24 protein-coding genes are annotated in these 26,244 nt (G+C 62.9%); 10 read left to right on the plus strand and 14 right to left on the minus strand.

Annotated elements, in window-relative coordinates:
* Window positions 1-23 precede the first annotated feature (23 nt).
* From P3T22_RS15150 to mpl, 7 genes are all read right to left on the minus strand, one after another.
* A complete protein-coding gene (locus P3T22_RS15150; protein WP_429325358.1) occupies window positions 24-1,085 on the minus strand; it encodes a 2-dehydro-3-deoxygalactonokinase in 1,062 nt (353 codons plus the stop codon).
* Window positions 1,082-2,077 carry an IclR family transcriptional regulator gene (locus P3T22_RS15155; RefSeq protein ID WP_429325359.1) on the minus strand — a complete coding sequence of 332 codons (996 nt, stop codon included), beginning with the start codon at window positions 2,075-2,077 and terminating at the stop codon, window positions 1,082-1,084. The genes P3T22_RS15150 and P3T22_RS15155 overlap by 4 nt, the downstream gene beginning before the upstream one ends.
* Before the next feature lie 755 nt (window positions 2,078-2,832).
* Window positions 2,833-3,555, minus strand: coding sequence for a monofunctional biosynthetic peptidoglycan transglycosylase (gene mtgA, locus P3T22_RS15160; RefSeq protein WP_429325360.1), 723 nt, complete (start codon window positions 3,553-3,555; stop codon window positions 2,833-2,835).
* Between the two features lie 88 nt (window positions 3,556-3,643).
* The gene (gene aroE / locus P3T22_RS15165; RefSeq protein ID WP_429325361.1) at window positions 3,644-4,507 is read right to left on the minus strand and encodes a shikimate dehydrogenase; all 864 of its coding nucleotides are present in this window, start codon (window positions 4,505-4,507) and stop codon (window positions 3,644-3,646) included.
* The gene (locus P3T22_RS15170) at window positions 4,504-6,612 is read right to left on the minus strand and encodes a ribonuclease catalytic domain-containing protein (protein WP_429325362.1); all 2,109 of its coding nucleotides are present in this window, start codon (window positions 6,610-6,612) and stop codon (window positions 4,504-4,506) included. Before P3T22_RS15170 ends, aroE begins: the two co-directional genes overlap by 4 nt.
* 181 nt (window positions 6,613-6,793) lie before the next feature.
* Window positions 6,794-7,396: a YqiA/YcfP family alpha/beta fold hydrolase gene (locus P3T22_RS15175; protein WP_429325363.1), complete on the minus strand. Its 603-nt coding sequence runs from the start codon at window positions 7,394-7,396 to the stop codon at window positions 6,794-6,796.
* The gene (gene mpl / locus P3T22_RS15180; protein WP_063497369.1) at window positions 7,393-8,787 is read right to left on the minus strand and encodes a UDP-N-acetylmuramate:L-alanyl-gamma-D-glutamyl-meso-diaminopimelate ligase; all 1,395 of its coding nucleotides are present in this window, start codon (window positions 8,785-8,787) and stop codon (window positions 7,393-7,395) included. The genes P3T22_RS15175 and mpl overlap by 4 nt, the downstream gene beginning before the upstream one ends.
* A gap of 212 nt (window positions 8,788-8,999) precedes the next feature.
* On the opposite strand from mpl, the gene P3T22_RS15185 reads away from it, so the two are divergent.
* The 10 genes from P3T22_RS15185 to P3T22_RS15230 all read left to right on the plus strand — a co-directional run bounded on the left by P3T22_RS15185 (window position 9,000) and on the right by P3T22_RS15230 (window position 17,422).
* Window positions 9,000-9,653 carry a hypothetical protein gene (locus tag P3T22_RS15185; protein ID WP_063497370.1) on the plus strand — a complete coding sequence of 218 codons (654 nt, stop codon included), beginning with the start codon at window positions 9,000-9,002 and terminating at the stop codon, window positions 9,651-9,653.
* Window positions 9,654-9,664: 11 nt separating this feature from the next.
* Window positions 9,665-10,213 carry a TlpA family protein disulfide reductase gene (locus P3T22_RS15190; protein ID WP_429325364.1) on the plus strand — a complete coding sequence of 183 codons (549 nt, stop codon included), beginning with the start codon at window positions 9,665-9,667 and terminating at the stop codon, window positions 10,211-10,213.
* 194 nt (window positions 10,214-10,407) lie between these two features.
* On the plus strand, window positions 10,408-10,863 hold the full coding sequence (aroQ, locus tag P3T22_RS15195) for a type II 3-dehydroquinate dehydratase (RefSeq protein WP_063497372.1): 456 nt from the start codon (window positions 10,408-10,410) through the stop codon (window positions 10,861-10,863).
* 69 nt (window positions 10,864-10,932) lie between these two features.
* A complete protein-coding gene (gene accB / locus P3T22_RS15200) occupies window positions 10,933-11,403 on the plus strand; it encodes an acetyl-CoA carboxylase biotin carboxyl carrier protein (RefSeq protein ID WP_063497373.1) in 471 nt (156 codons plus the stop codon).
* Window positions 11,404-11,531: 128 nt separating this feature from the next.
* A complete protein-coding gene (gene accC / locus P3T22_RS15205) occupies window positions 11,532-12,899 on the plus strand; it encodes an acetyl-CoA carboxylase biotin carboxylase subunit (protein ID WP_063497374.1) in 1,368 nt (455 codons plus the stop codon).
* A gap of 3 nt (window positions 12,900-12,902) precedes the next feature.
* On the plus strand, window positions 12,903-13,805 hold the full coding sequence (prmA, locus tag P3T22_RS15210) for a 50S ribosomal protein L11 methyltransferase (RefSeq protein ID WP_063497375.1): 903 nt from the start codon (window positions 12,903-12,905) through the stop codon (window positions 13,803-13,805).
* A gap of 48 nt (window positions 13,806-13,853) precedes the next feature.
* Window positions 13,854-15,311: a zinc-ribbon and DUF3426 domain-containing protein gene (locus P3T22_RS15215; RefSeq protein WP_429325365.1), complete on the plus strand. Its 1,458-nt coding sequence runs from the start codon at window positions 13,854-13,856 to the stop codon at window positions 15,309-15,311.
* A 73-nt stretch (window positions 15,312-15,384) separates the two neighbouring features.
* Window positions 15,385-15,885 (plus strand): thiol peroxidase, encoded by a 501-nt coding sequence (gene tpx / locus P3T22_RS15220; RefSeq protein ID WP_063498092.1) that lies wholly within the window; start codon window positions 15,385-15,387, stop codon window positions 15,883-15,885.
* A 96-nt stretch (window positions 15,886-15,981) separates the two neighbouring features.
* Window positions 15,982-16,920, plus strand: a complete 939-nt coding sequence (locus P3T22_RS15225) for a carbohydrate kinase family protein (RefSeq protein WP_063497377.1) — start codon at window positions 15,982-15,984, stop codon at window positions 16,918-16,920.
* A gap of 25 nt (window positions 16,921-16,945) precedes the next feature.
* The gene (locus tag P3T22_RS15230) at window positions 16,946-17,422 is read left to right on the plus strand and encodes a glycine zipper 2TM domain-containing protein (RefSeq protein WP_063497378.1); all 477 of its coding nucleotides are present in this window, start codon (window positions 16,946-16,948) and stop codon (window positions 17,420-17,422) included.
* A gap of 395 nt (window positions 17,423-17,817) precedes the next feature.
* Here P3T22_RS15230 and P3T22_RS15235 read toward each other — a convergent pair whose 3' ends face one another.
* The 7 genes from P3T22_RS15235 to P3T22_RS15265 form a co-directional block, all read right to left on the minus strand.
* On the minus strand, window positions 17,818-18,456 hold the full coding sequence (locus P3T22_RS15235; RefSeq protein WP_063497380.1) for a histone H1-like DNA-binding protein: 639 nt from the start codon (window positions 18,454-18,456) through the stop codon (window positions 17,818-17,820).
* A 30-nt stretch (window positions 18,457-18,486) separates the two neighbouring features.
* Window positions 18,487-18,813 (minus strand): hypothetical protein, encoded by a 327-nt coding sequence (locus tag P3T22_RS15240; RefSeq protein ID WP_063497381.1) that lies wholly within the window; start codon window positions 18,811-18,813, stop codon window positions 18,487-18,489.
* Window positions 18,814-18,897: 84 nt separating this feature from the next.
* The gene (locus tag P3T22_RS15245; RefSeq protein ID WP_063497382.1) at window positions 18,898-20,133 is read right to left on the minus strand and encodes a ribonucleotide-diphosphate reductase subunit beta; all 1,236 of its coding nucleotides are present in this window, start codon (window positions 20,131-20,133) and stop codon (window positions 18,898-18,900) included.
* A 691-nt stretch (window positions 20,134-20,824) separates the two neighbouring features.
* Window positions 20,825-23,821, minus strand: a complete 2,997-nt coding sequence (locus tag P3T22_RS15250) for a ribonucleoside-diphosphate reductase subunit alpha (protein WP_063497383.1) — start codon at window positions 23,819-23,821, stop codon at window positions 20,825-20,827.
* Between the two features lie 541 nt (window positions 23,822-24,362).
* Complete coding sequence (gene ampD, locus P3T22_RS15255) at window positions 24,363-24,959, minus strand: 1,6-anhydro-N-acetylmuramyl-L-alanine amidase AmpD (RefSeq protein WP_063497384.1); 597 nt, start codon at window positions 24,957-24,959, stop codon at window positions 24,363-24,365.
* Complete coding sequence (locus P3T22_RS15260; protein WP_063497385.1) at window positions 24,956-25,297, minus strand: PP0621 family protein; 342 nt, start codon at window positions 25,295-25,297, stop codon at window positions 24,956-24,958. The genes ampD and P3T22_RS15260 overlap by 4 nt, the downstream gene beginning before the upstream one ends.
* A gap of 10 nt (window positions 25,298-25,307) precedes the next feature.
* Window positions 25,308-26,234: a cytochrome C assembly family protein gene (locus P3T22_RS15265; RefSeq protein WP_063497386.1), complete on the minus strand. Its 927-nt coding sequence runs from the start codon at window positions 26,232-26,234 to the stop codon at window positions 25,308-25,310.
* Window positions 26,235-26,244 lie beyond the last annotated feature (10 nt).

Below are 26,244 nucleotides of genomic sequence, written 5' to 3' on the forward strand. Positions count from 1 at the left end.
TTCGTGAGCAGCGGCGCTTCGCGTTAGCCGGCGTGCACCGCTTGGGGCGCGGGATTGACAAGCCCCGCCTGGGTGGCGACGCGCCACAGGCCGCGCTCGGTGGCGTGCTTCACCAGCTCCGCGTGAGTGCAGCCAAATTGCGCAAGCGCCACGCGATAGCGCTCGCACAGCGCTTCATTGCCGATCAGGCGCAAGTGCTGCCCGGCGAGCGAGTTTTGCTGTTGCGTGAGCAAGGCTTCGAGACCGGCCAGTTCGTGCCCGATCAGCAAGCCCGACAGATAGTCCGGCTGCTGTTCGCGCGAAAGTTGTCCGGTGAGCCCAAGCGTGCGAGCGCTGAATACCGTGGCCAGCATTCCCGCCTGACCTTTGTCGCGGGCGATCTTCACGCCGTGCAGGAATGCATCGGTGTCCGGACGATCCGGCGTGACCATCGTGCGGCCGAGGATGGTGTGCTCGCGCAATGCCGCGAACACTTCACCGGTCATGAAAGTATGGAAACGTTCGATGCGGCCCGCCTGCACGACGGCCCATTTCGCGTGGGTACCCGGCAAACCGATCAGCGCACGCTTGCCGCCCTCCACGGCGCCGGTCTCCTGACCGAGTGCACCGAAGATCTGTGTTTCTTCGCCGCGCATCACATTCGGCAGGTCGCCGCGCTGCAGGACGCCTGGCACGATGTGCAGCGTCGCGCCGCAGGCAGCTTTGACGCGCACGATGCCAGCCACCAGCGCATTGGCATTCGCCGGTGCCTCGACATACGGTGCGTCGACCCAGCCTTGCGCGCTGCCGACCATGCCGGCCGCGATCACCGGCACAGCGGGCGCCTGTTTCAGCCAGGCGCCGCACGCGTCGTCGAAAGCGGCGTCGAAGCCGCCTTGCTCGACGTCGCTATTCGGCAAATTCATGATGCCGGCCGTCGACGCCCGCGTCGCCAGCACTTCGCCGGCCGCGTCGTACAGATATGCGCGCAGCGACGTCGTACCCCAGTCGAGCGCAATGAGCGCTGCGTGCTGGATGCCGGCGTCGGCGGCCGCGGCAGGGTTCACCGGATTGACCGCTCGCGTGCGAGAACCCGCTTGCTTCATCGCTTGATCCTGCGGGTTGCCGGTTGCGGGGCACGCCAGCCGAGTTCTTCCGAGATCGCACGCGCCTCGCGCTGCACGACCGGAATCAGTTCATCCATGCGTTCGAGCGGCATATACGGAATCGTGCTCGCCACCGACAGCGCCGCCACCACTGCGCCTGACGCATCGCGCACCGGCGCCGCGACGCAACGGATCGACGCTTCGTTTTCTTCGAGGTCGAAGGTGTAGCCACCCGCGGCGTAGTTGGTCATGCGCTGCATGAAGGTCTGCGCGTCGGGGCGGTTATCCGGCTTGAAACTGACGCTGGCGAGCGCGCGCCGCGATGCCTCGAAAAGCGATTGCCATGCGTCCAGCGCGAGGTCGAGCATCATGGCTTTGCCGATACCCGTCGACGCCAGCGGCATCCGGTGACCGACGCGCGAGCGCATTTCGAGGCCACGGGTGCCGGGGATCTTGTCGATGTACAGCACGTCATCGCCGTCTCGCACGCCGAGGTGGATCGTATCGAGTGTCTGTTCAGCGAGCGATTCGAGATGCGGGCGCGCGACGGCGGTGAGCGGCATCTGCTCGAGCGCGATGGTGCCGAGTTCGATCAGCTTCGGGCCGAGCAGATAGCCGCCTTGCACTTGCCGCAAATAGCGCGCCTGCACGAGGCTGCTCACTAGCCGGTGCGTGGTGCTACGGGTCGTGCCGAGCGCGGCGCCGAAGGTGCGCAGATCGCGCACGCCGGCGGCGGCGGCTTCCAGAATTGCCAGGCCGCGCAGGAGCGTTTGCGTGCCGGCTTGTTGCGGCGTGATGTCTAGCAGCGTGCTTGGCAGCGCGATTTCGTCGGTCACCGGCAGTTGCGCGCTGGCGCGGGGGGTTTTGGCGGCGTTCGCACTATTGACGGCGTTCGCGGCCGGTTGCGGCGCTGCGCGGGTCGCGTGATCGGCTGACGGCGCCAGATCGGTTTCGGACGCGCCGGCGGCGTGAGTAGGCATCGCTTTGTTCATGGCGATTGGCTTTTCGGTGGTTTTTTGCGCTTACAGCGCGGGGCCGGAGAGGAGGCTTCCTTTGCGTGCGGCGCAGTGCGTGTTGCCGGTGGCGCGGGCACGCGGGTGCTGCCTTTGAGGCTTGGGCATGGTTTGGCTTGTCTCCGGTTTTTTACTTGCTTTCGCTGGTCGCGGGCAGTTTTTCTGGCTCACGGTGCGTGTTGGATTCGATTGTAGGGCGGCTTTTGGGAAAGCTCCAATATGTGAATGCTTGATTCATATAATGGGATTTGGCCCTACCGGGGGCTGGGTTTGATTGCCCCATGGGGTGGTTTTTGTTTGTTTGCCTATAGCCGCTGGTCTTTGCCTTGTTTATGCAAGTGCGGAAACGTAGTGATCGGTTTTGTGAAGTACTCTTCGGCGCGCGCAGCGCCGCCGGAAATATGACGCCCTTGTCACTGACGCTTGAGGGTGCGCGAACACCGATTCCAGATGCACCACGACCCTTTGCAAACCACGGCGCCCGCTTAGCATTAGCGGTTTGAGCCGCTTTCTTTGCTTACTTTCTTTGCGGCGGCAAAGAAAGTAAGTGCCTGCCCCGCACAGGGGCGAACGCTAATAAACCACTAACAAATCAAGGAAAGGCACCAAAGCCAGATCAAGGAAAGGCACCAAAGCCAGATCAAGGAAGAGCCAATACCGCAGGCAAACAGACAAACAAGCGCCGAGCAGGCAACCAACCCAGGCAAACCCCAACGCCGTAGGCAAAAAGAACCTTATTCGGGCAATTCCGCCGCCCCCATCCGCCGTGCAATCACGCGCGACCGTTGAGCCAGATACCCCGATCCCCTGTGCTCATCAAAATACTTGGGCTGCGGCAGCATCACAGCCAGCCGGGCCGACTGCCCCGCAGTCAATTTAGCCGCAGAAGTCTTGTAGTAATAATGCGCGGCCGCCTCAGCGCCATAAACCCCATTCCCCCACTCAACGGAGTTGAGATAAATCTCAAAGATCCGCTGCTTATCCATCAAAGTCTCGAGCATCCACGTAATGATCAATTCCTGACCCTTCCGGATATAACTCTTCTCCCGCGATAAAAACAGATTCCGCGCCAACTGCTGGGTAATCGTCGAACCGCCGCGAACAATCTTGCCCTTGGCCTTATTCCGCTCCCACGCCTGCAAAATGGCATCCGTCTCGTAGCCATTGTTATTGACGAAGTTCGCGTCTTCGGAAGCGATAATCGCGCGCTTCAGATTGTGTGAAATCTGCTCATACGGCACCCACGTATGCTGCACCGAAAGATCAGGCCGATCCTGCGCCAACCGCCACGCATCCGACCGCATAAATGCCGTCGACTGAGGATTCACGTAATTCCACACCGCGATCTGCGCGAAGTAAAACGCCTGCGTCGCAAGCCACGCAATCGCCCCCACAGCGCCCAGATAGAACACCCATCGCCCCGGACCTGGCCGGCTCGCGCGCCGCGTTGCTGTCATCGTGCCTGGAGTCCTCAAGTCGGTGAATCGGTGAGTCGGTGAGTCGGTGAATCGGTGAGTCGGTGTGTTCCGGAAAGCAGAAAGCAGTCTAGGCGTGCGACGGCGCCGTCAACAACGCTCGCAATTCCGCCAGCACCGGCGCGCCGTCGGGCCGCACGCCTCGCCATACGTAAAACGATTCGGCCGCCTGCTCGACCAGCATGCCGAGACCATCGGCGCCGCGCGCACCCAGCTTCTGTGCGTGTTCCATGAACACCGTCGGATGCGCGCCGTACATCATGTCGTAAGCGAGTGTGCCGCTGCCGAACGCGCGGTCGTCGCACTCAGGCAACGAAGCATCCAGACTGCCCGCCGTCGCATTGACGATCACGTCGTACGTGCCTGCTTCGATCGCTCGCGCGCTGCCGCCGGTCAGACGGCAAGCGGCGTCGCGCGCGGCTTGCGCGAACTGGTCGACGAGCACGTCGGCCTTCGCCGCCGTTCGGTTGACGATGGTCAGCGTATGTGGCGCGCGGTCCAGCATCGGCAGCACGACGCCGCGCGCGGCACCGCCAGCACCGAGCAGCAAAATCCGCGCCCCCTTCAACGAAACGCCGAGATTCACTTCGATATCGCGCACCAGACCAAAGCCGTCCGTGTTGTCGCCGTAGACACCGCTCGCGTCGAACCGCAGTGTGTTTACCGCGCCCGCAGCCGCCGCGCGCGGCGACAGCACGTCGGCAAAAGCGTGCGCGTCAAGCTTGAACGGTACGGTGACGTTCATGCCGCGTCCGCCCGCTTCGATAAAAGCCCGCACGTGCGGCACAAAGGCATCGACCGGTGCCAACAGGTGGCCGTACGCGATCGGCTCGCCGGTCTGCGCAGCAAAGCGGCCATGAATGAACGGCGATTTGCTATGGCCGACCGGATTGCCGATGACCGCGTAGCGGTCGCGTGATTCGTTGGCGCTCATCGTCCTGGCTCCGCGACATGCTGCTGATCGGGTGCCGCGTCGCCGGCGCCATTTTCTGCGTCGCCCGGTTCAGCCGCGCCGCCGTCGAGATCGGCTTCCGCCTGGGCCTCGGCTTCGCCTTCGGCGCTTTCATCCGCCACGTCGATGATTTCCTCTTCGCCCTCGTCGGCTTCTTCAGGCTCGCCGCCGCTCGCCACGGCCGGTGCGTCGAGCACGTGCAACAGGCGCACGGACGCTTCGACGGTCAGTTCGTCGATCGACATCACTTCCATTTGCAAGCGGGTGCCACGTGCGTGCACGCCGAGACCCGGCACGTGCAACAGCAGCGGAATCTCTTCGAGACGCACGAGATCGCCCTTCACCACCGACGCCACCACCTGCTTCCTGTTCTCCTGCTTCAGCCAGCGCAGACACCAGAAGTACTCCATGCGGCGCTGGTGATCGGCATACGCGGTGTAGGTGTCGTCGAAACCTTGCACGACGGCGAACAGATCGGCGTCCTTCGGCTTGAACGGCGCAGCCAGTTTCGCGGTCACGCCATGCTGGACGCAAGCGAGCAACTGCCACTGATTCACCAGGTCGACATAGCGGCGCAGCGGCGATGTGCTCCACGCGTATTGCGTGACGCCCAAGCCTTCATGCGGCGCGGCGTTGGTCTGCATGCGGGTGCGCTTCGGGCCGGTCGGCGCGCCGAACGCGCGTTGCGAACGATAGATGCCCGGCACGCCATGGTCGTGCAGGAACGCGCCCCATGACGAGTTGGCGAGAATCGCGAGCTCCGCGACGATCGTGTCGAGCGGCGACCCGCGCCGACGCGGCGTGATCGTGATGTGCTCGCCCTCGACATAGAAATTGAAATCGGTGTTGCGCTGCACTTCGCGCCGCAGGCCGTAACCGGCGCGCGCGGTCTGACGCTTTTCAAACAGCGCCTGCGCGAACGGCCACAGCACGGCGATGTCTTCCTTGTGCGGATAGTCGCCCGTGCCGGCGGCAAGCGCCTCTTCGGTGACCAGTTCGTCCAACGTGTTGTGGCGCAAATTGTTCTTCACGAACACGCGCTCGGCGCGCGTTTCGCTCGCCACGATTTCCTGCGTTTCGCGATTGATGATCACGTACAGCGACAATGCCGGCCGCAAGCCGCCTTCAGCCAGCGTAAACGCTTCGACGACGCTATCGGGCAGCATCGTGATCTTGTCGCCCGGCATATAGACGGTCGACAACCGCGTGCGCGCGATCGCATCGACATCGTCGCCACGCGCAATGCCGAGTGCCGGCGCGGCGATGTGCACGCCGATCCGCACGCGGCCATCGGCCAGATGCTCGACGGAGAACGCATCGTCGATCTCAGTGGTGGTGATGTCGTCGATCGAGAACGCCTCGACATCGGCTTCCGGCAGATCTTCCGGCAACGCGCCGACCGTCACCGGTGGAAAACCAGTGCCGTGCGGGAAAAACTCGGAGAGGAATTTCGCTTCGTGCAACGCGCGGGCCGACGGAATACCGCCGCATTCGAGCATCAGCCGCGCCTGCGAAATGCCGCGCGCCGCTGCCGCGCCTTCGAGCGCCTTGTATTCGATCGTGTTCTTGTCCGGCTTGGTCAGCAAAGCCAGTGCCTTGCTGCCGCTGAAGCCTTCCGGCAGACGGCCCGCCTTCAGCTCATCTTCGTAACCGGCCTGCACCAGCGCCTGCTGACGCTTGCGCTCCAGCCCGGCGAGCGCCATCTTGAGTTGCTCCTGCGGCGCGCGCTGGTACATGCCGCGGCCCTTGCGGCGGAAGTACACCGGCGCGCCGTGCATGCGCAGCACCAGCGCCGCCCGCTCGATGGCGCCGAATGCTTCGCCGAAGTACTCGGCGCCCAGCGTGGCAAACGGGAACTCGTCATCCGGCGCGCATTCCCACAGGAAGTCCAGATCGATGTCCTGCGCGGCGGCGTCGGCCTGCTGCATCAACTCGCCGGCGGTCGGCTTTTCGAATTCGATCAGTACATCTTTCGCGCGCACCTTGGCGCGCCGGCCGCCCGGCAACTCGACCTGAAAAGCATCGCCCTGGCGCGACAGCACGCTGCCCGCCTTGAAACTGCCCGATTCCTCGAAGAAAACGTTCACTCAATACTCTCGTTCTGACTTGCATCCGCCGGCGCGCCCGATTGGGTTCAGCTATCGGTCACTGCGTGCGCGGCACGGCAACGTGTTCGTGGTGGTGGATCCGCAGCGCGATACGCGCGCGCCAGCGGCATGAATCTGGTGATCCGCAACAGTCTCGCCGCTGGATCGTCGGTCGGGGTCTTCAGGCCGCTTCGCGCGGCGCCGGCGGCTCGACGTCTTCGGCATCGCAAAAAGCCAGCACTTCGTCGACGTATTGTGCGAATTCGCTGATCGCGTGGTCACTCCCTTCGATCAGCGTAGTGCGCGCGCCCGGATAGTGCGCAAGCATTTCGCGGTAATCGAGCACTTCGTCGCCGGTGGCGGCCATCAAATAATAGCGTTCAGGCCGCGTAATCGACGCGACGCCGAGCGCGCGGAGCTCGTCCAGATGATGGGGCTCGACCGTAATGCTGCCGCCGCCATGCCATAACGGCTGTTCGCCGAGATAGGCGCTCAGATCGCGCTGCGGCACGACCGCCGGGTTCAGCAGCACCGCCGGCCAGCCGTGCTTCTCGGCAAGATACGTGGCGAAGTAGCCGCCGAGCGAACTGCCGATCACCGTCACGTTGTTCGGTTGCGCGGCCGCCACCAGCGATTCGGCGAGCGCCACGGTCTCAAACGGCGAGACCGGCAGCATCGGGCAGCACCATTCGTCGCTGCGGCCGAGTTCGGCAAGGCGTGCCGCCAGCACGCGCGCCTTGAACGAATCGGGCGACGAGCGGAAACCGTGCAGATAAAGGATCACAAATCGCCTCGTGCGGAAAGTGCGTCGAGCAGCTTCTGATGCACGCCGCCGAAGCCGCCGTTGCTCATCACCAGAACCTGGTCGCCGGGGCGCGCTGCGTGAACCACAGCCTTGACCAGCGCCTCGATATTGTCGAAAGCCTGCGCTTTGCCGCCGAGCGGCGCGAGCGCTTCGCCTAGATCCCAGCCGAGTGCGTCGCGGCCGGCCGGCGCGCCGTAGCCGAACACCAGGTCGGCGTCGGCCAGACTGGTCGGCAATTGCGCTTTCATCACGCCGAGCTTCATGGTGTTCGAGCGCGGCTCCAGCACGGCCAGGATTCGCGTGTTGTCGTGGCCGACGCGTGCGCGCAGTCCGCCCACCGTAGTCTCGATCGCCGTGGGGTGATGGGCGAAATCGTCGTAGACGGTCACGCCGTCGACGCTGCCGCGCACTTCCATGCGGCGCTTCACATTCCGGAAGCTCGCCAGCGATTTCGCGGCCTGCGCCGGCGGCACGCCGACATGGCGCGCGGCGGCGATCGCGGCCAGCGCGTTCATGCGGTTGTGCTCGCCCTGCACCTGCCAGTCGACTACCCCGACGCGCTCACTGTTGTGATACACGGCGAAACGCTCGTCGACCGGCACGCCATCTTCCGCCGGCAAGGTTTCCCAGCCGCCTTGCACGCCGAAGCGCTCGACTTCGCTCCAGCAACCGCGCGTCAGCACGCGCTCCAGCGCGTCTTCACGACCGTTCGTGACGATGCGGCCGATGCCCGGCACCGTGCGGATCAGGTGATGGAACTGCGTTTCGATCGCCGCCAGATCAGGGAAAATATCGGCGTGATCGAACTCGAGATTGTTCAGGACCGCGGTTTTCGGCCGGTAGTGCACGAATTTGGAACGCTTGTCGAAGAAGGCCGTGTCGTACTCGTCGGCTTCGATCACAAAGAAGCTGGAATCGGTCAGCCGCGCCGAGACGCCGAAATTCAGCGGCACACCGCCGATCAGGAAGCCCGGATTGAGACCCGCGTCTTCGAGCAGCCAGGTCAGCATCGAACTGGTGGTGGTCTTGCCGTGCGTGCCGGCCACCGCCAGCACCCACTTGCCGTTCAGCACATGCTCGCCGAGCCACTGCGGACCGGAGACGTAAGGCAGGCCGCGATCGAGAATGGCTTCCATCAGCGGGTTACCGCGCGAGACCACATTGCCGATCACGAACAGGTCGGCGTTGAGGCCGTTCAACTGCTCGGCGCCATAACCTTCGATCAGACGGATGCCTTGCGCCTCGAGCTGCGTGCTCATCGGCGGATAGACGCCGGCGTCGCAGCCCGTCACGGTGTGGCCCGCGCCGCGCGCAAGGACCGCGAGTCCGCCCATGAACGTGCCGCAGATACCGAGGATGTGGATGTGCATAAGCCTGTCGTGCCGCGCGGGCGTATTTTGCGAGGGATGGGAGCGCAGAGGAGCGGTCGAAACGACCGTCTGCAAAGGACGCTATTGTAACCGACGCCTCCGAATCGCCCTATGAACGGGGCCGCCAGAATGGCCGCCCGCCTCGCCCACGCAAAGCACCGGGCGCGCGCCGCCCGGAAAGGACTGTCATCAATCTCTAGTATGATTGAGAGATGGTTCGCAAATCACATTTCGATCCGCAGCGCGTGCGCGAGGAAATCGCCATCGCGGCTGCCCGGATGATCGCTGAAGACGGTCTGGACTACGCAACGGCCAAGCGTAAAGCGGCACGGCAGGTAGTCGGCGAGAGTCGTGTTGCCGGCGAATGGCTGCCGGATAACGACCAGATCGAAGAAGAAATCCGTGAATATCAATCGCTTTTCCAGGGTGACAGCCAGCCGGCGCTGTTACGGCGCCTACGCCGCATTGCGATCGACTGGATGGAGCGGCTCGCGCCGTTCAACCCGTATCTGACCGGCGCGGTGCTCGGCGGCACAGCCGGCGAACATTCGGATATTCACCTTCAGGTGTTCTGCGACAACCCGAAAGAAGTCGCGATCTACTTTCTGAACGCCAACATTCAGTATGACGTTTCGGAAACGCGGCATTTTGCCGGTCGCGGCTACGTCGAGACGCTGAGCTTCCTCTGGCGTCCCACAAACGAAGGGCGCGATGCGGAGCCGGCCGGCATCCACGTCGCCTTGTACGAGACCGACGACTTGCGCGGCGCGGTACGGGCCGATGCGCGCGGCCGCACTGCCCGGGCGAATCAGCAGGCGGTTCAGGCGCTGCTCGACAGTAGCGACGTCACCCCTTCAACCAATTAGACAGACCTGGAATGAATACGAAACGGATTCTGGCCGGCGCGCTTGTCGCGATCGCCGCTGCGGGCGGCGGGGTGCTGGCCAATCATTGGCTAAATGGCGGCCCGGAACTCGCCCACGCGTCGCAACCCGGTTTCACGCAAAACCCGGTTGAGCAACTTTGGGCCGCGCCCGTCACGAACGTCGACGGCAAGCCGCAATCGCTCAGTTTGCTTAAAGGTCATCCGGTCGTCGTCAACTTCTGGGCGTCGTGGTGCGGACCGTGCGTCGAAGAGATGCCGGCTCTTTCGCAGCTTCAGCGCGAATATGCGAAGAAAGGGATCCAGTTCGTGGGACTTGGCGTTGATTCGGATAAAAACGTTCAGGCGTTCCTGCAGAAGGTGAAAGTAGCCTACCCGGTCTACGTAACCGGGTTCGGCGGCGCCGACCTCGCTCGCGCGTTCGGCAATACGGCCGGTGGCCTGCCCTTTACCGTAGTAATCGACGCAAAGGGCAACATTCGCTCGACAAAATTAGGGCAAATCGACCCGCAAGCGCTGAAACAGACGCTCGACGCGCTCTAAGTTTCACATTCTCTTGACGATCAGATAGGGGCAAAAGGCGCGAAATTGCGCGCAATTTGCTCGAATTTGAGAGAAGATGGGCGTCCGGAGAAGCGGCAAAAGGTCGCCAGGATCGTTTCCAACGCGCAGGAAACTAGACAAGTTTCTCTAATCAGCGCTAAAGTGCGCCCAATTCCACGGAAAAAGAAGCGACCATGACGCGACTGCTGGTACTGCACGGCCCCAACCTCAACCTTCTCGGCACCCGGGAACCTGAGGTCTACGGCCGGGTGACGTTACCGCAGATCGATCAGGCACTGGCGGATCGCGCAGCGGACGCAGGCGTTGAACTCGCGTCGTTCCAGAGCAATCATGAAGGCGCTCTCGTCGATCGTATCCAATCCGCACGAACTGAAAAAACCGATTTCATACTGATTAATCCCGCCGCGTACACGCACACCAGCGTGGCCATTCGGGACGCACTGGCGGGGGTCGGCATCCCGTTCGTCGAGATTCATCTGTCGAACGTACATCGCCGCGAACCGTTCCGGCATCACTCGTATTTCTCCGACCAGGCAGAGGGCGTGATTTGCGGCCTCGGCTGGAAGGGATATCTGTACGCGCTCGAATTCGCGCTCGACCGGCTGTCCGCTGGCTCGTCGCGCGGCTGATTCCAAAACACGTCTAATTTGCGCCGGCTGCGTACGCGCCGGCACCTTACGCATTGAAAGGGGCTTCTAATGGATCTACGTAAACTGAAAACTCTGATCGACCTCGTCTCGGAGTCCGGTATTTCCGAACTCGAAGTGACCGAAGGCGAAGGCAAGGTCCGCATCGTCAAGAATGCGCCGCCGGTTTACGTACAACCGTCCGCTTCGTATGCCCCGCAATATGCCCAGCCGGCCCCGTTGCCGGGCGGCGAAGCACCGGCCGCTGCTGTGGGCGCCCCGGCTACGCCGGCCGCCGTCGCGCCGCAAGGCCACGTGGTGACCTCGCCGATGGTCGGCACCTTCTACCGCGCGCCTTCGCCGGGCGCCGAGCCGTTCGTCCAGGTGGGCGACACGGTCAAGGAAGGCCAGACGATCTGCATCATCGAAGCGATGAAGCTGCTCAACGAAATCGAGTCGGACAAGTCCGGCGTGGTGAAGGAAATCCTCGTCGAAAACGGTCAGGCGGTCGAGTACGGCCAACCGTTGTTCGTGGTCGGCTAACGCGGCACGCTTTGCGCTTTTTTGCGCCTGCCGCCCGCGCGCCTGCCCTCCCGAGGCGCGCGACCGATCCTCTGGGGCAGCCTGTATTGTGACCAACCAGGCGCCTATTGATGAGTCGAAAATCCGCTATGTTTGAAAAAATCCTCATTGCCAATCGTGGCGAGATCGCGCTTCGTATCCAGCGCGCCTGCCGCGAACTGGGCGTCAAGACGGTCGTCGTCTATTCGGAAGCCGACAAGGAAGCCAAGTACGTGAAGCTCGCGGACGAGGCGGTCTGTATCGGCCCGGCGCCTTCGAATCTGAGCTACCTGAACATGCCGGCGCTGATCAGCGCGGCAGAAGTGACGGACGCCGAAGCGATCCACCCCGGCTACGGCTTCCTGTCGGAAAACGCCGACTTCGCCGAGCGCGTCGAGCAGTCCGGCTTCACCTTCATCGGCCCGCGCCCGGAAACGATCCGGATGATGGGCGACAAGGTGACGGCCAAGCAAACCATGATCAAAACCGGCGTGCCTTGCGTGCCGGGTTCTGAAGGCGCATTGCCGGAAGATCCGAAAGAGATCGTGAAGATTGCCCGCCAGGTCGGCTATCCGGTGATCATCAAAGCCTCCGGCGGCGGCGGTGGTCGCGGCATGCGCGTGGTCCACACCGAAGCGGCGCTGGTCAACGCGGTCAACATGACGCGCGAAGAAGCCGGCCGTGCCTTCGGCAACCCGCAGGTCTACATGGAGAAATACCTGGAGAACCCGCGGCACGTCGAAATCCAGATCCTGGCGGATTCGTTCAAGAACGCGATCTGGCTGGGCGAGCGCGATTGCTCGATGCAGCGCCGTCACCAGAAAGTGATCGAAGAAGCGCCGGCGCCAGGCATCGCGCGGCGCCTGATCGAACGCATCGGCGATCGTTGCGCGGACGCCTGCAAGAAGATGGGCTACCTCGGCGCGGGCACGTTCGAATTCCTGTACGAAAACGGCGAGTTCTACTTCATCGAAATGAACACGCGCGTGCAGGTCGAGCATCCGGTGACCGAGCTGATCACCGGCGTCGACATCGTGCAGGAACAGATCCGCATCGCAGCGGGCGAGAAGCTCGCCTTCCGTCAGCGCGACATCGTGTTCAAGGGTCATGCGATCGAATGCCGGATCAATGCAGAAGATCCGTTCAAATTCACGCCGTCGCCGGGACGTTTGACGTCGTGGCATATGCCGGGCGGCCCCGGCATCCGCGTCGATTCGCACGCCTACAATGGCTATTTCGTGCCGCCGAACTATGATTCGATGATCGGCAAGCTGATCGCTTACGGCGCAACGCGCGAGCAAGCGATCAAGCGGATGCGCATCGCGTTGTCGGAAATGGTGGTCGAAGGCATTCAGACCAACATCCCGCTGCACCGCGAGCTGATGCTGGACGCGAAGTTCGTCGAAGGCGGCACCAGCATTCATTACCTCGAAAACCGGTTGGCCGCGAAGCAGCAGGCCGCGCCGGAAGAAGCGTAAGTCATGAGCTACCGGGAACTGATCGCCGAGCTGGCACGCGAGCACGCGGAGGAGTTCTCCGACGCGCTGCTCGAGTTGGGCGCGCTGTCCGTATCGGTTGAAGATGCAGACGCCGACACGCCCGACGAGCAGCCGCTGTTCGGCGAGCCCGGTCTCACGCCGGATCGCACGGCGTGGCAGCGTTCGCGGGTGATCGCGCTGCTCGCACCGGAACACGAGCCGGCGGTGCTGCTCACCGCGGCGGCCAATGAGCTGGGCCTCGACCCCGCACCTTCGTTCACCGTGCGCGAAGTCGAAGAGCAGGATTGGGTACGTCTCACACAGTCTCAATTCGATCCGATTCCAATCGGCGAGCGCATCTGGGTCGTGCCCTCGTGGCACGACGCACCGGACCCCGACGCTCTCGTGCTGGAACTCGATCCTGGCCTCGCATTTGGAACCGGCAGCCATCCCACTACACGTCTGTGTATGGAATGGCTGGAGCAATCGGTGAAGCCGGAGCAATCCGTTCTCGACTACGGCTGCGGCTCAGGCATCCTCGCGATCCTCGCCAGAAAGTGCGGCGCCAATCCGGTGTATGGCATCGATATCGACCCGCAAGCGGTCGAATCGGCGCGTCACAACAGCGAGCGCAACCGGGCGGAAGTCACGTACGGCTTGCCCGACGAATGCCCCACCGGCGAATTCGATATCGTGGTCGCCAATATCCTGTCCAATCCGCTCAAGCTGATGGCGTCGATGCTGTCGTCGAAGGTCAAGCCGGGCGGCCGGATCGCGCTGTCAGGCATCCTGGCGCGCCAGGCGGACGAAGTGGCGCAGGTCTATGCACGATGGATCGACATCGGCGTATGGCGCGAACACGAAGGTTGGGTATGTCTCACGGGAACACGCCGCGAAAGCCATTAGAATAGGGCGTATTGTCCAATCAACAGCCTCTCGGCTTACCGGCTCAATATGCTCCTGGCAACGCGTTGCCCCTTCTGCGAAACCGTCTTCCGCCTGCAACCGGCGCAGCTCGCGCTGCGCCGCGGCCTCGTGCGCTGCGGGCAGTGCCATGAAACATTCGACGCGTCGAGCAGCCTGTTCGAACTGAACGAGGACGGCGATTTTTCCACCGCCAAGCCGGTTGCCGCAGCGGCTGCGATCGAGGCTTTGTCCGGTGTACGCCCCAAAGACCCTGATTTCAGCGCCGAGGCATGGAACCCGTGGGCAGCGGCGCCCGACGCCGCGATCGACAACCGCCTGCTTCACAACGCCCGCAATCTGCCGGCTCCGCCGGTCTCCACCGGCGCAGGCGTCGCGGTCACGCCGCGTCATGCTACCGAGCCGGAACTGCCGGCGAGCGCCTTCACCAGGCCGACTCCTCCCGACAACGAACCCATTCTCGCGGACGCGCCACGCACCCCGTTCGCTTACGAGACCGACGCACCCGCCGACGTGCCGCGCGAGCCTTTCGCTCACGAGGCCAATCCGGCTGCGGAGGAAGCACCACGGGTCTGGCACAAGACCGAGCGTCCTTCTGAACATCCTTCTGATGCCGACGAACAGGTTCTGAAGGAGCCGCGCCCCTTGCATGGCATTCCTGATAATGAGCCGTATTTTGGCGCGGCCGGCTCAGGTGGGGCTGGCTCAGGTGGGGCTGGCTCAGGTGGGGCCGGCTCAGGTGCGGCTGGCTCAGGTGCGACCGGTTTGGGTGCGGCCGGCTTGGATGCGGCTGGCTTGGGTGCGGCTGGCTTGGGTGCGGCTGGCTTGGGTGCGGCTGGCTTGGGCGCGGCTGGCGCCGGCGGCCTCGGCGCAGGCCTCGGCTCAGGTGCGGGCGGCCCGGGCACAGCCACCTTTGGATCGAGCGGCGAACCCTTCGCGGTCAAGCCGGTGCATGACGGCGCCGATCCCTTCCCGGTGGTGCGTGAAACGCGCCCGGCCGAACCGCGCCACCTCGGCTGGATCATTTCCGGCTCGGTGGCCGCAACGCTGCTGGTTATCGCCCTGCTCGCGCAACTCGCCTGGTGGCAACGCGAAACTGTGCAGATCTACTTCCCACGCTCGCAGACGCTCTATGCAAAGGCCTGCGCGCAGCTCGGCTGCCAGATCACGCCGCCGCACGACATTGACGGTCTGCAGGTCGAGCCTTCCGATCTGCGGCAGATCGACGGCCCGCACAAGCTCGAACTGAAGATGCCGCTGCGCAACCGCTTCAATATTGCGCTGGCCTACCCGGCCATCGAGCTCACGCTACTCGACGACCAGAACAATGTCGCGGTGCGCCGCGTGCTGTGGCCGCAAGACTACGTCGCGCCCGGCACGCCGATTGCAGCCGGCCTGCCGGCGCACACGACCCAGACCATGATCGTCCATCTCGACACGGGCAATGCGGTCGCGTCCAATTTCCGCGTACAGATTTTTTATCCGTAACGCACCCTCGCGCGCCCGGCACTGACCGGGCGTGTTCACCGTCATTACTGACGAATTTTCGGAGCACGACAACATGAGTCAAGTTACGCTGGGTGGCAACCCGATCGAAGTAGCCGGCACGTTCCCGAGCGTGGGCCAGAATGCCCCCGCCTTCTCGCTGGTCGGCAAGGATCTGAAGCCGCTGTCGCTGGCCGACTTCGCCGGCAAGCGCAAGGTGCTGAATATCGTCCCGAGCCTCGACACGCCGACCTGCGCCACGTCGACCCGCAAGTTCAACGAGGCTGCAGCCAAGCTGAGCAACACGGCCGTGATCGTCGTGTCGGGCGACCTGCCGTTTGCCGCATCGCGCTTCTGCACGACCGAAGGCATCGAGAACGTCGTGACGGCGTCCACGTTCCGCGGCCATGAGTTCGCGCAGGCCTACGGCGTCGACGTGACGAGCGGCCCGCTGGCGGGTCTGACGGCACGCGCCGTGGTGGTCGTCGACGAGAACGACAAGGTCGTGCACGCTGAGCTGGTCGGCGAAATCAAGAACGAGCCGAACTACGACGCAGCACTCGCCGCGCTGAAGTAAAACCTTCGCGCACGAACCTCGGCGCCGCGCTTCATGCGCGGCGCTGTCACATCGTAGCGCCCATTCTCTTTATCGATTTTTACAGGAACGCTCGCCTTGGCTACGCTGATTTGCGGTTCGCTCGCTTACGACAACATCATGACCTTCGAAGGCCGCTTTCGGGAGCACATCCTGCCGGAGCAGGTCCACATTCTGAACGTGAGCTTCCTCGTGCCGACGATGCGCCGCGAGTTCGGCGGCTGCGCGGGCAATATCGCCTACTCGCTGCATCTGCTCGGCGGCCATGCGCGCATCATGGGGACGCTCGGCGCGGTGGACGCCCAGCTCTACATGGACCGCTTCAAGCAGCTCGGCCTGTCGACGGAAAACGTGCTCGTGGTGCCGGACACCTACTCGGCCCAGGCGATGATCACCACCGACCTCGAAAACAATCAGATCACGGCGTTCCACCCGGGTGCGATGATGCAGGCGCACTTGAACCGCGCCGACGAAGCGAAGGGCATCACGCTCGGCATCGTCGGGCCAGACGGTTACGACGCCATGATCCAGCATTCCGAGCATCTGGCAGCGGCCGGTGTGCCGTTTATCTTCGATCCGGGCCAAGGTTTGCCGCTGTTCGATGGCGACTCGCTGCGCCGCATGATTGAACTTGCCACTTACGTAGCGGTCAACGATTACGAAGCCAAGCTGGTGAGCAACAAAACAGATTGGTCGATCGAAGAGATCGCCGGCAAGGTCGAGGCGCTGATTATCACGCTCGGCGACCAAGGCGCGCAGATCCATCACGCCGGCGGCATCGAAAAGATTCCGGCGGTCAAGGCACAGCAGGTGCTCGATCCTACAGGTTGCGGCGACGCGTTCCGCGGCGGCTTGCTGTACGGCATCGAGAACAAGCTCGGCTGGTCGACCACCGGGCGCCTGGCGAGCCTGATGGGCGCGCTGAAGATCGAACACCAGGGCCCGCAAAACTACGCGCCCAGCCGGGCGGAGATCAACGAACGGTTCAAGCAGGCGTTCGGATACGACCTGCCGTAATACCGCAAGCTATTGGAGTTAGGGAATGAGAACAACGAGTCGCCTGGTCGTGGCCGCCTTGATCGCCGGTTCGCTGGCCATGTCGGGGTGTGCGTACAACAGCAGCTCTGCCGACGTCTACACGGCGTCGCAGGCACAGCGCGAAGAAACGGTCCGCATGGGCACGGTCGACAGCGTTCGGGCCGTGAAGATCAGTTCGAACAACGGCCAGCCGAGTGGCCTCGGCGCAATCGGCGGCGGCGCGTTGGGTGCGGTGGCCGGCAGCGCGATCGGCGGCGGCCGCGGCTCGATCGTCACGGGCATCATCGGCGGCCTGGCTGGCGCGGTGGCAGGCAATGCGGTCGAGAACGGTGCCGCGGTGCACGACGGTCTCGAGATCACCGTGCGACTCGATAACGGCGACATGCGCGCCATCACCCAAAGCGCCACCGGCGAGATCTTCCGCGCCGGCGAACGCGTCCGCCTGCTTTCCAGCGGCGGCGTCACGCGCGTCACGCACTAGGTTTCCCCTCTCGCGCGGTCGCGCTTCACGCGCCACCGCGACGACCTCTAGCGCATGCCCTGCCCTGTCGACCAGAGTTGGCGCTTTAGCGCTTACTCTGGTCCCATGCAGAGCTGTCGACCAGAGTTGGCGCTTTAGCGCTTACTCTGGTCCCATGCAGAGCACTTACTCCGGTCCCATGCAACATGGTTGCCGTGCAAGCGTTTTTTCGCCTGCAGGTTCTGGACTGGTTTCTCAAAGCCCGCACCTTCGACAAACCAAAAAAAATCCCGTCGCCAGAAACCCGGCAACGGGACCCTGACCGAGTAGCGCTCGGTCATGCTGCTACTTAAGCGCTACTCGATCATCGACACGGGCTACGACGTGTCGAAGTACTTCTACCGCTCATTTACCGCTTACGGACGGCTGCCCGTCGGGAACGGCCATGCCGCTGCCGGGTTCAGCGCGGTCTTCACCGTTGCCGCCGGTGCTGCGCTCGAGACAGCAGTCGCAGCGGGAGCAGGAGCCGCCTTCTTGGCGACAGCCTTCTTCGCAGGGGCAGCCTTCTTGGCAGGAGCAGCGGCCTTCTTCGCGGCAGCCTTCTTGGCAGGCGCAGCCTTTTTAGCCGCAGCCTTTTTCGCAGGCGCAGCTTTCTTGGCAGCAGCCTTTTTAGCAGGCGCAGCCTTCTTGGCAGCAGCCTTCTTAGCCGGTGCGGCCTTCTTCGCCGGCGCAGCCTTCTTTGCTGCAACCTTCTTCACTGCGACTTTCTTGGCAGCAACCTTCTTGGCCGGAGCAGCTTTCTTCGCTGCAACCTTCTTTGCCGGCGCTGCCTTCTTCGCCGCAACCTTCTTCACTGCGACTTTCTTGGCAGCAACCTTCTTGGCCGGAGCAGCTTTCTTCGCTGCAACCTTCTTAGCCGGTGCTGCCTTCTTCGCTGCAACCTTCTTCACTGCGACTTTCTTTGCAGCGACTTTCTTCGCCGGTGCGGCCTTCTTAGCCGGCGCAGCCTTCTTTGCTGCGGGTTTCTTAGCTGCCGCTTTCTTTGCAGTTGCCATCATTTTCTCCTTCAGGTTTTCAGATGAGAGTCAGTTCAAACACCACCCTTCGTCAAAACCCGCTTCCCGCGGACGCTTCTCAGGGCGCGCGCTACGAAGCGGGCTATTCATCGGCGTACGCAGGTGCTGCGCGCTTACGCTAATGAATGCGGTAAGGCGCGCCGTGCCCTTGGGCACCGCGCGCCAGATCTGGTCGGCGCTGGATCTCAACGCCGGCAATTGCTTGATCGGGCCGCTGGCGCTAACGCCAGCGGCTTTTTCCGGGGGGAAGTTTGCCCATCCCACTGAAGGGTTCGCAAAGTGCCAGCCATGTTTGTGGGCCGCGAAGGCACGCGGCGCACCGGGCACGATTTGCATCAGGCGGTTCTGCTCCTAACTAAATTGCCGCGGCCGAAGCCCGCCGGCATCCCCAAAATGAATGCATCTGCGACTCGGACCGGATCACTCCCAGGTCAGCGCGCCGCCAGTCTGATATTCGATCACTCGCGTCTCGAAGAAGTTGCGCTCCTTCTTCAGGTCGATCATCTCGCTCATCCACGGGAACGGGTTTTCCTCGTTCGGGTACAGCGGATCGAGACCGATCTGCTGGCAACGGCGGTTGCAGATGAAGCGCAGATAGCTCTTGAACATCGACGCATTGAGGCCGAGCACCCCGCGCGGCATCGTATCTTCTGCGTAACGATATTCAAGTTCGACCGCTTGCTGAAATATTTCGCGGATTTCCGCGCGGAACTCAGCCGTCCAGAGTTGCGGGTTTTCGAGTTTGATCTGGTTGATCAGGTCGATGCCGAAGTTGCAGTGCATCGACTCGTCGCGCAGGATGTATTGGTACTGTTCCGCCGCGCCGGTCATCTTGTTCTGGCGGCCCAGCGCCAGGATTTGCGTAAAGCCGACGTAGAAGAACAGGCCTTCCATCACACATGCGAACACGATCAGCGAGCGCAGCAGAGTCTGGTCTGCCTCGAGCGTGCCGGTCTTGAAGGCCGGGTCGGTCAGCACGTGGATGTACGGAATCAGGAATTCGTCTTTCGCGCGGATCGAGGAAACCTCGTGATACGCGTTGAAGATTTCGCCTTCGTCGAGGCCCAGCGATTCGACGATGTACTGGTAAGCGTGCGTGTGGATCGCCTCTTCGAACGCCTGGCGCAGCAGGAACTGGCGGCATTCGGGCGCCGTGATGTGGCGGTAGGTGCCCAGCACGATGTTGTTGGCGGCCAGCGAGTCAGCCGTCACGAAGAAGCCCAGGTTGCGCTTGACGATGCGGCGCTCGTCTTCGGTCAGACCGTTCGGGTCTTTCCAGAGGGCGATGTCGCGCGACATGTTCACTTCTTGCGGCATCCAGTGGTTGGCGCAACCAGCCAGATACTTTTCCCAGGCCCACTTGTATTTGAACGGCACCAACTGATTGACGTCGGTCTGGCCGTTGATGATGCGCTTGTCGGCGACATTGACCCGCGCTTCGGAAACGGCAGCCGTTCCAGCAGCAGCGTGGGCAACTTGAGCCACGGGAGCGACAGCGATGTCGTTCGCGAAGATGTCTTGAGCCGAGGGAGCGTGAGGAGCGGAACGCGTTCCGACTTGCGAACCGACAGCCGATCCCGCAGCGTTGCGCAACACATTCTGTTGCGTAGCGCTCGAGGGAGTTACGGCAGTGATCTCGTCATCCCAGTTGAGCATAAATGTCACCATCAATTTAGAACGGTTTGTACCATCTTTTCACGAGCGATAAAAGAGTTCGCTGATGAAAAATCCTGTTTTCGATTCGCGTTGCTACGTTCATACAACACTTTGTTCAACAGACTGTGTGCGACGCCTCATGTGAAGCGTGTTGAACGTGTGTCGTCGAGGTGCTTCGCGAGCTCGAAGAGCAATGTGTCGAAGCGACGTTTCGCTGCTCTATCTATCTGTATTGCGGAGCGTGCTTGCAGTGATTTGCGATTGCTTCCTGCTGCCTCGCCGACGTGGCGGTTGCCTCGCGGTTGCCTGGTCGTCAGTGTTAGCGAGGTGAAGTGCAATGCAATGTCGGGCGATGCATCGGGCCGGCTGTGTCGATCGACCATCGGCCGGAGCGTTTGCTGAGCGCTTCATGTCGAGCGCCTCGTCTTTGCTGCCGACTGCTGACTGCTTCATCTACTACTTGCCTGCCGCTGCACGGCTTCAGTTGCTTGCCATGCTTCGCTGCTTTTCGATGAGCGGCACAAGGTCGATTTCGTTTCCGATTTCGTTACGTTGCGCCGCTCGTCTACTTCACTTCTGCATCACTTCTATCAGGCTTGCGGATCGCCGCATGCGGGTCTTTACCTACAACCCTCAGCCAGGCAGCGATCCTGCCGCCTGCTTCGTGCTCACCTGGCAGTTACCAGGGCTCTTACTGGCAAGCCTCGCACTCGTCGAAGCCAGGATCACCCGGACGCATCATGCATACCGGACCATCCGCTTCCGGCGCTGCTTCGACTGCAACTGCCGGCGCTGCCGCCGCTGCCCGGATGCCGCCCGAAGCTGCGCCGCCGCTCATGCCGAAGCCGCCTGCTGCGCCACCCGCAGCGCCGCCCGACCCTTCGCCGCCACCCGAGCTCACCGCGTTCAACGCGCCGTGCGCCACCGTCGACTTCTCGACGTGCGTCGCCGCCATCGTGCGGAGGTAGTAGGTCGTCTTCAGACCGCGCACCCATGCGAGCTTGTAGATCTCGTCGAGCTTCTTACCCGACGCGCCGCCCATGTAGATGTTCAGCGACTGCGCCTGGTCAATCCACTTCTGACGGCGCGAAGCCGCCTCGACCAGCCACACCGGATCGAGTTCGAACGCGGTCGCGTAGATCGCGCGCAGGTCGGCCGGGATGCGGTCGATGCGCGAGAGCGTGCCGTCGAAGTACTTCAGGTCGGCGACCATCACTTCGTCCCACAGACCGCGTTCCTTCAGGTCGCGCACCAGGTAGTCGTTGACCACCGTGAATTCGCCCGACAGATTCGACTTCACATACAGATTCTGGAACGTCGGTTCGATGCAGGCGGACACGCCGATGATGTTGGAGATCGTCGCCGTCGGCGCGATCGCCACGCAGTTCGAGTTGCGCATGCCGTAGGTGGCGATGCGCGAGCGCAGTTCGGTCCAGTCCATCGATTCGCTCGAATCGACTTCGACATAGCCGCCGCGCGCGTCGGCCAGCAGCTTCACCGAGTCTTGCGGGAGGATGCCGCGATCCCACAGCGAGCCGCGGTAGCTGGAGTAATGGCCGCGCTCTTGCGCCAGTTCCGTCGACGCGTAGTAAGCGTAGTAGCAGACCGCTTCCATCGAGGTATCGGCAAACGCGACAGCCTCTTGCGACGCGTACGGCGTGCGCAGCAGGTGCAGGCAGTCCTGGAAGCCCATGATGCCCATGCCGACCGGACGGTGCTTCAGGTTCGAGTTACGCGCCTTGGCGACCGCGTAGTAGTTGATGTCGATCACGTTGTCGAGCATGCGCATCGCGACGCTGATGGTGCGCTTCAGCTTGTCGTGGTCGAGCGCCAGCGTGCCGTCGGCCTGTTCCTTCAGGTGAGCGACGAGGTTCACGGAGCCCAGGTTGCAGACGGCGATTTCGGCGTCGCTGGTGTTCAGGGTGATTTCCGTGCACAGGTTCGACGAGTGGACGACGCCGACGTGCTGTTGCGGCGAACGCACATTGCACGGATCCTTGAACGTGATCCACGGGTGGCCGGTTTCGAACAGCATGCCCAGCATCTTGCGCCACAGTTGCGCCGCCGGCAGCTTCTTGAACAGCTTGATCTCGCCGCGCGCGGCCTTGTCTTCGTAAGCCGTGTAAGCCGTTTCGAATTCGGCGCCGAACTTGTCGTGCAGATCCGGGCAGGTGGACGGCGAGAACAGCGTCCAGTCGCCGCCTTCGTGCACGCGCTTCATGAACAGGTCGGGAATCCAGTTCGCCGTGTTCATGTCGTGGGTGCGGCGACGGTCGTCGCCCGTGTTCTTGCGCAGTTCGAGGAATTCTTCGATGTCCAGGTGCCACGTTTCCAGGTACGCGCAGACCGCGCCCTTGCGCTTGCCGCCCTGGTTGACCGCGACAGCCGTGTCGTTGACGACCTTCAGGAACGGCACCACGCCTTGCGACTTGCCGTTGGTGCCCTTGATGTGTGAACCGAGCGCACGCACGCGCGTCCAGTCGTTGCCCAGGCCGCCGGCGAACTTCGACAGCAGTGCGTTTTCCTTCAGTGCTTCGTAGATGCCGTCGAGGTCGTCGTCGACCGTCGTCAGGTAGCACGACGACAGTTGCGAGCGGCGGGTGCCCGAGTTGAACAGCGTCGGCGTGGACGACATGAAGTCGAAGCTCGACAGCACGTTGTAAAACTCGATCGCGCGCGCTTCGCGGTCGATCTCGTTCAGCGACAGACCCATCGCCACACGCATAAAGAATGCCTGCGGCATTTCGATGCGCACGCCGTCGTGATGCAGGAAGTAGCGGTCGTACAGCGTTTGCAGACCGAGGTAGCCGAATTGCAGGTCGCGGTTATTGTCGAGTGCGGCGCCGAGGCGCTTCAGGTCGAACTGCAGCAGCTTGTCGTCGAGCAGTTCGGCTTGCACGCCGCGCTTGATGAACTGCGGGAAGTACTCGGCGTAGCGCTCGCCCATTTCCGTTTGCGTGACTTCCTCTTCGAGGATTTCGCGGCGGATCGTGTGCAGCAGGATGCGTGCGGTGACCTGGCTGTATGCCGGGTCCTTTTCGATCATCGTGCGGGCAGCCAGAATTGCCGAGTCGTAGACCTGGCTCATCGGCACGCCGTCGTACAGGTTCTTCACCGTTTCCGCGATGATCGGATCGGCGCTCACGGCGTCGCCCAGGTTCGAACAAGCCAGTTCGATGATGCCGCGCAGCGCAGCCATGTCGAGCGGACGCGTCACGCCGTTGTCGGTGACGTTCAGACCCGGCGTGTTGGCGACGATCTGGTCGTCATGACCGCGTGCCTGGGTGCGCTTCTCGCGATACAGCACGTACGCACGCGCGACGTTGTGTTCGCCGCCGCGCATCAGCGCGAGTTCGACCTGATCCTGGATGTCTTCGATATGGAACGTGCCGCCGTTCGGACGGCTGCGCACGAGTGCGCGCACCACGTTCTGCGTGAGTTGCTCGACCAGTTCGCGCACGCGCGCCGACGCCGCGCCTTGACCACCGTTGACGGCCAGAAATGCCTTCGTCACGGCGATGGCGATTTTCGACGGTTCGAACGACACCACGCTGCCGTTGCGACGGATCACCTTGTAGTCGGCGTAGCTCACTTGCGGCGCGAGCGCTTGTGCGCCTTGTGCCTGGCCGAAGGCCTGGCCAGTCGGTGAGCCCTCATACCGGGTCGTCACGTTGTCGGTGGTTTGCATGTGCAAAGCTCCTGGTCTTGGAAATGTTGCGGAGAAAGCCGCGGATTAAAACGAACGCTGCGCCGCCGCGTGCGCAAGCGATGGGGTGCAGGAAAAAGGCCGGCTGAGCCGGGTGGCGGGATACGACAGCGATGAAGTCTGGTTCGAATTGATAACGGTCTTCATCATGTATGTCGCGATCACTAGCCGAGCCCCTTTCCTGAATGCTTCTGGATGCTGCCGGTGGTCTCTCCGGCCGCGCCACAGGAATTTTTTTCGTTGCCTGGAATGCTTGCGGCGCCATGCTCGGAGAGCGGGGCGCCGCTGACTTATGCACCCAGTTGTGCACTCAGTTATTCACATGGTTATGCACAGCACACCACAAGATATAGTGCGAAACTGAATTTGTGGCACCAAGTATAGTGGAGATTCGAGACAGGTCAAATCGATTTATTTGCTTTCGAAGTCTTGACTTTTGCATCGCGCGGCCGGAAGCGGACTCCCCGGAGAACAAGGCAGCGCCTTGTTCTCCTCGCATCACGCGAAGTCGCGCGAAGGGTCGTTACGGCGTTTTGGAAAACTTGAGATAGGGGAAGTACTGATCGGCTAACGCGGTGTCGCGCTGCAGACGCCGCCACTCGAAATGAGGCCCTGGATCGGTCTTGCGGCCGGGGGCAATGTCCGAGTGGCCGGCGAGCGCCTCTACCGGATAGCGAGCCTTGAGCGCCGTCACAAGTGCGCCGAGCGTGCGGTATTGCGCCGCTTCGAAAGCAGTCGTGTCACTGCCCTCCAATTCGATGCCGATCGAGAAATCATTGCAGCGCTCGCGGCCGAAAAAACTCGACGTGCCGGCGTGCCACGCGCGCTCGTTGCAGGACACGAATTGCTCGAGCGCGCCGTCGCGATGGATCACGAAGTGCGCCGACACCCGCACGCCGCGCAGATGCGTGTCGTAGTACGGGTGGGCGTCGCAGTCGAGCGTGTTCTGGAACAGTTCGGCGATTGCGGTGCCGCCGAATTCGTTCGGCGGCAGGCTGATGTTGTGCACGACGATCAACGTCGGCACGGCCGCTTCGGGCCGCGCTTCGAAATTCGGCGATGGCAGTTTGCGTGCGGCGCTGACCCAACCGTCGGCATCGACGGTGAACGCGACGCTCATCGAGCGTCGCGGCCCGTGGGTCGCGCGCCGTGACGCTGCGCGTGCGCGGCGCTGCAGAACGGCTGCCCCGCCACCACCACGGAGTCGCTCTTCGGCGCGTGTACGCCGCATTCGGCGCAACGGATCATCGGCTCGGCAAGCTGCGGCTGCGCTTGCGGCGCGTTGGGCCCACGCGCGCCGCCATTCGGACCGCTCTGGCCTCTTGCACCGCCGGCGCCCGCGGCGCCATTCGCACCGGCGCCCGTGCGTTGCGACGCTTGCGCGTCATGACGACGCAGCGCCTTGACCAGCCATTGGCCGACGATGAACAACAGGATCAGCAGGAAAATTTGTCGCATGGCAGAACACTCACACTACAGCACGGTGCAACAGCACCTCGAATACGAAACGGCTGCCGACGTACGCCAGCAGCAGCGCGACGAACGACGCCAGCACCCAGCGCAATGCCGCACGGCCGCGCCAGCCGGAAACCTTGCGCGCGGTCAGCAGCGCGCCGAACATCACCCAGGAAAGAATCGCGAAGACAGTCTTGTGATCGAGCCGCAAAGCGCGGTCGACCAGTTGCTCGCTGAACAGGATGCCCGAGAGCAGCGTCAACGTGAGCAGCACGAAGCCGGCGCCGATCAGACGGAACAGCAGCTTTTCCAACGTCAGCAGCGGCGGCAGTGTGTCGAGCCAGCTCGACAGCCAGCCGTTGCCCGCCGCAGCCACATTCCGTTGCGACACGCCGCCGCGCATCGCGTGCAGACGCCGCTCGACCAGCAGCATCAGAATGGCGTGCAGCGCCGCGATCGCGAACAAACCGTACGCGATATTGGCGATCAGGAAGTGCAGCTTGAACATTGGCGCGGCCGAATACGGCAGCACGCGCACGCCATTGAACGCCAGCGGCAATAAGGAAGCGACGCAGGCGAGCGGCAACACCAGCAGGCGCAGGCCGTCGAGCGGAAAGAAAAAGCTCTCGATCCAGTAGATGCCGGCGCCGAGCCAGAACATCGCCGACAGCGCGAACGCGAAACCGAACACCATCGCGTTTTGAGGAAAGATGGTGGTATGCAGCAGCACGCCGTGGGCGAGCAGCGCGACAAACAGCAGCGCGCGGCCCGAGGTGCTCATGCCCGAGGCGGCTAACGAGGCCGGCATGCGCGTGGCGACGGGCACCGGCGGCACGCTCTCGAGCATGGGGCGCAAGGCGGCGTGCCGGTGCGAGCGCCAGCCGGCCACGGCGAGACCGCCGTAGAGGAGTGCAGTGAGGGCATACAGTACAATATCCATATTCGAAGTT

Origin of the sequence: Paraburkholderia sp. GAS348 (assembly GCF_050434205.1) — a bacterium.
GTDB lineage: Bacteria > Pseudomonadota > Gammaproteobacteria > Burkholderiales > Burkholderiaceae > Paraburkholderia.

Bases quoted from the DNA above. Each gene is read 5' to 3' on its own strand.
- P3T22_RS15150 (WP_429325358.1), bottom strand. From the start codon at position 1,085: ATGAAGCAAGCGGGTTCTCGCACGCGAGCGGTCAATCCGGTGAACCCT.
- P3T22_RS15155 (WP_429325359.1), bottom strand. From the start codon at position 2,077: ATGAACAAAGCGATGCCTACTCACGCCGCCGGCGCGTCCGAAACCGAT.
- mtgA (WP_429325360.1), bottom strand. From the start codon at position 3,555: ATGACAGCAACGCGGCGCGCGAGCCGGCCAGGTCCGGGGCGATGGGTG.
- aroE (WP_429325361.1), bottom strand. From the start codon at position 4,507: ATGAGCGCCAACGAATCACGCGACCGCTACGCGGTCATCGGCAATCCG.
- mpl (WP_063497369.1), bottom strand. From the start codon at position 8,787: ATGCACATCCACATCCTCGGTATCTGCGGCACGTTCATGGGCGGACTC.
- P3T22_RS15185 (WP_063497370.1), top strand. From the start codon at position 9,000: ATGGTTCGCAAATCACATTTCGATCCGCAGCGCGTGCGCGAGGAAATC.
- P3T22_RS15190 (WP_429325364.1), top strand. From the start codon at position 9,665: ATGAATACGAAACGGATTCTGGCCGGCGCGCTTGTCGCGATCGCCGCT.
- aroQ (WP_063497372.1), top strand. From the start codon at position 10,408: ATGACGCGACTGCTGGTACTGCACGGCCCCAACCTCAACCTTCTCGGC.
- accB (WP_063497373.1), top strand. From the start codon at position 10,933: ATGGATCTACGTAAACTGAAAACTCTGATCGACCTCGTCTCGGAGTCC.
- accC (WP_063497374.1), top strand. From the start codon at position 11,532: ATGTTTGAAAAAATCCTCATTGCCAATCGTGGCGAGATCGCGCTTCGT.
- prmA (WP_063497375.1), top strand. From the start codon at position 12,903: ATGAGCTACCGGGAACTGATCGCCGAGCTGGCACGCGAGCACGCGGAG.
- P3T22_RS15215 (WP_429325365.1), top strand. From the start codon at position 13,854: ATGCTCCTGGCAACGCGTTGCCCCTTCTGCGAAACCGTCTTCCGCCTG.
- tpx (WP_063498092.1), top strand. From the start codon at position 15,385: ATGAGTCAAGTTACGCTGGGTGGCAACCCGATCGAAGTAGCCGGCACG.
- P3T22_RS15230 (WP_063497378.1), top strand. From the start codon at position 16,946: ATGAGAACAACGAGTCGCCTGGTCGTGGCCGCCTTGATCGCCGGTTCG.
- P3T22_RS15235 (WP_063497380.1), bottom strand. From the start codon at position 18,456: ATGGCAACTGCAAAGAAAGCGGCAGCTAAGAAACCCGCAGCAAAGAAG.
- P3T22_RS15240 (WP_063497381.1), bottom strand. From the start codon at position 18,813: ATGCAAATCGTGCCCGGTGCGCCGCGTGCCTTCGCGGCCCACAAACAT.
- P3T22_RS15245 (WP_063497382.1), bottom strand. From the start codon at position 20,133: ATGCTCAACTGGGATGACGAGATCACTGCCGTAACTCCCTCGAGCGCT.
- P3T22_RS15250 (WP_063497383.1), bottom strand. From the start codon at position 23,821: ATGCAAACCACCGACAACGTGACGACCCGGTATGAGGGCTCACCGACT.
- ampD (WP_063497384.1), bottom strand. From the start codon at position 24,959: ATGAGCGTCGCGTTCACCGTCGATGCCGACGGTTGGGTCAGCGCCGCA.
- P3T22_RS15260 (WP_063497385.1), bottom strand. From the start codon at position 25,297: ATGCGACAAATTTTCCTGCTGATCCTGTTGTTCATCGTCGGCCAATGG.
- P3T22_RS15265 (WP_063497386.1), bottom strand. From the start codon at position 26,234: ATGGATATTGTACTGTATGCCCTCACTGCACTCCTCTACGGCGGTCTC.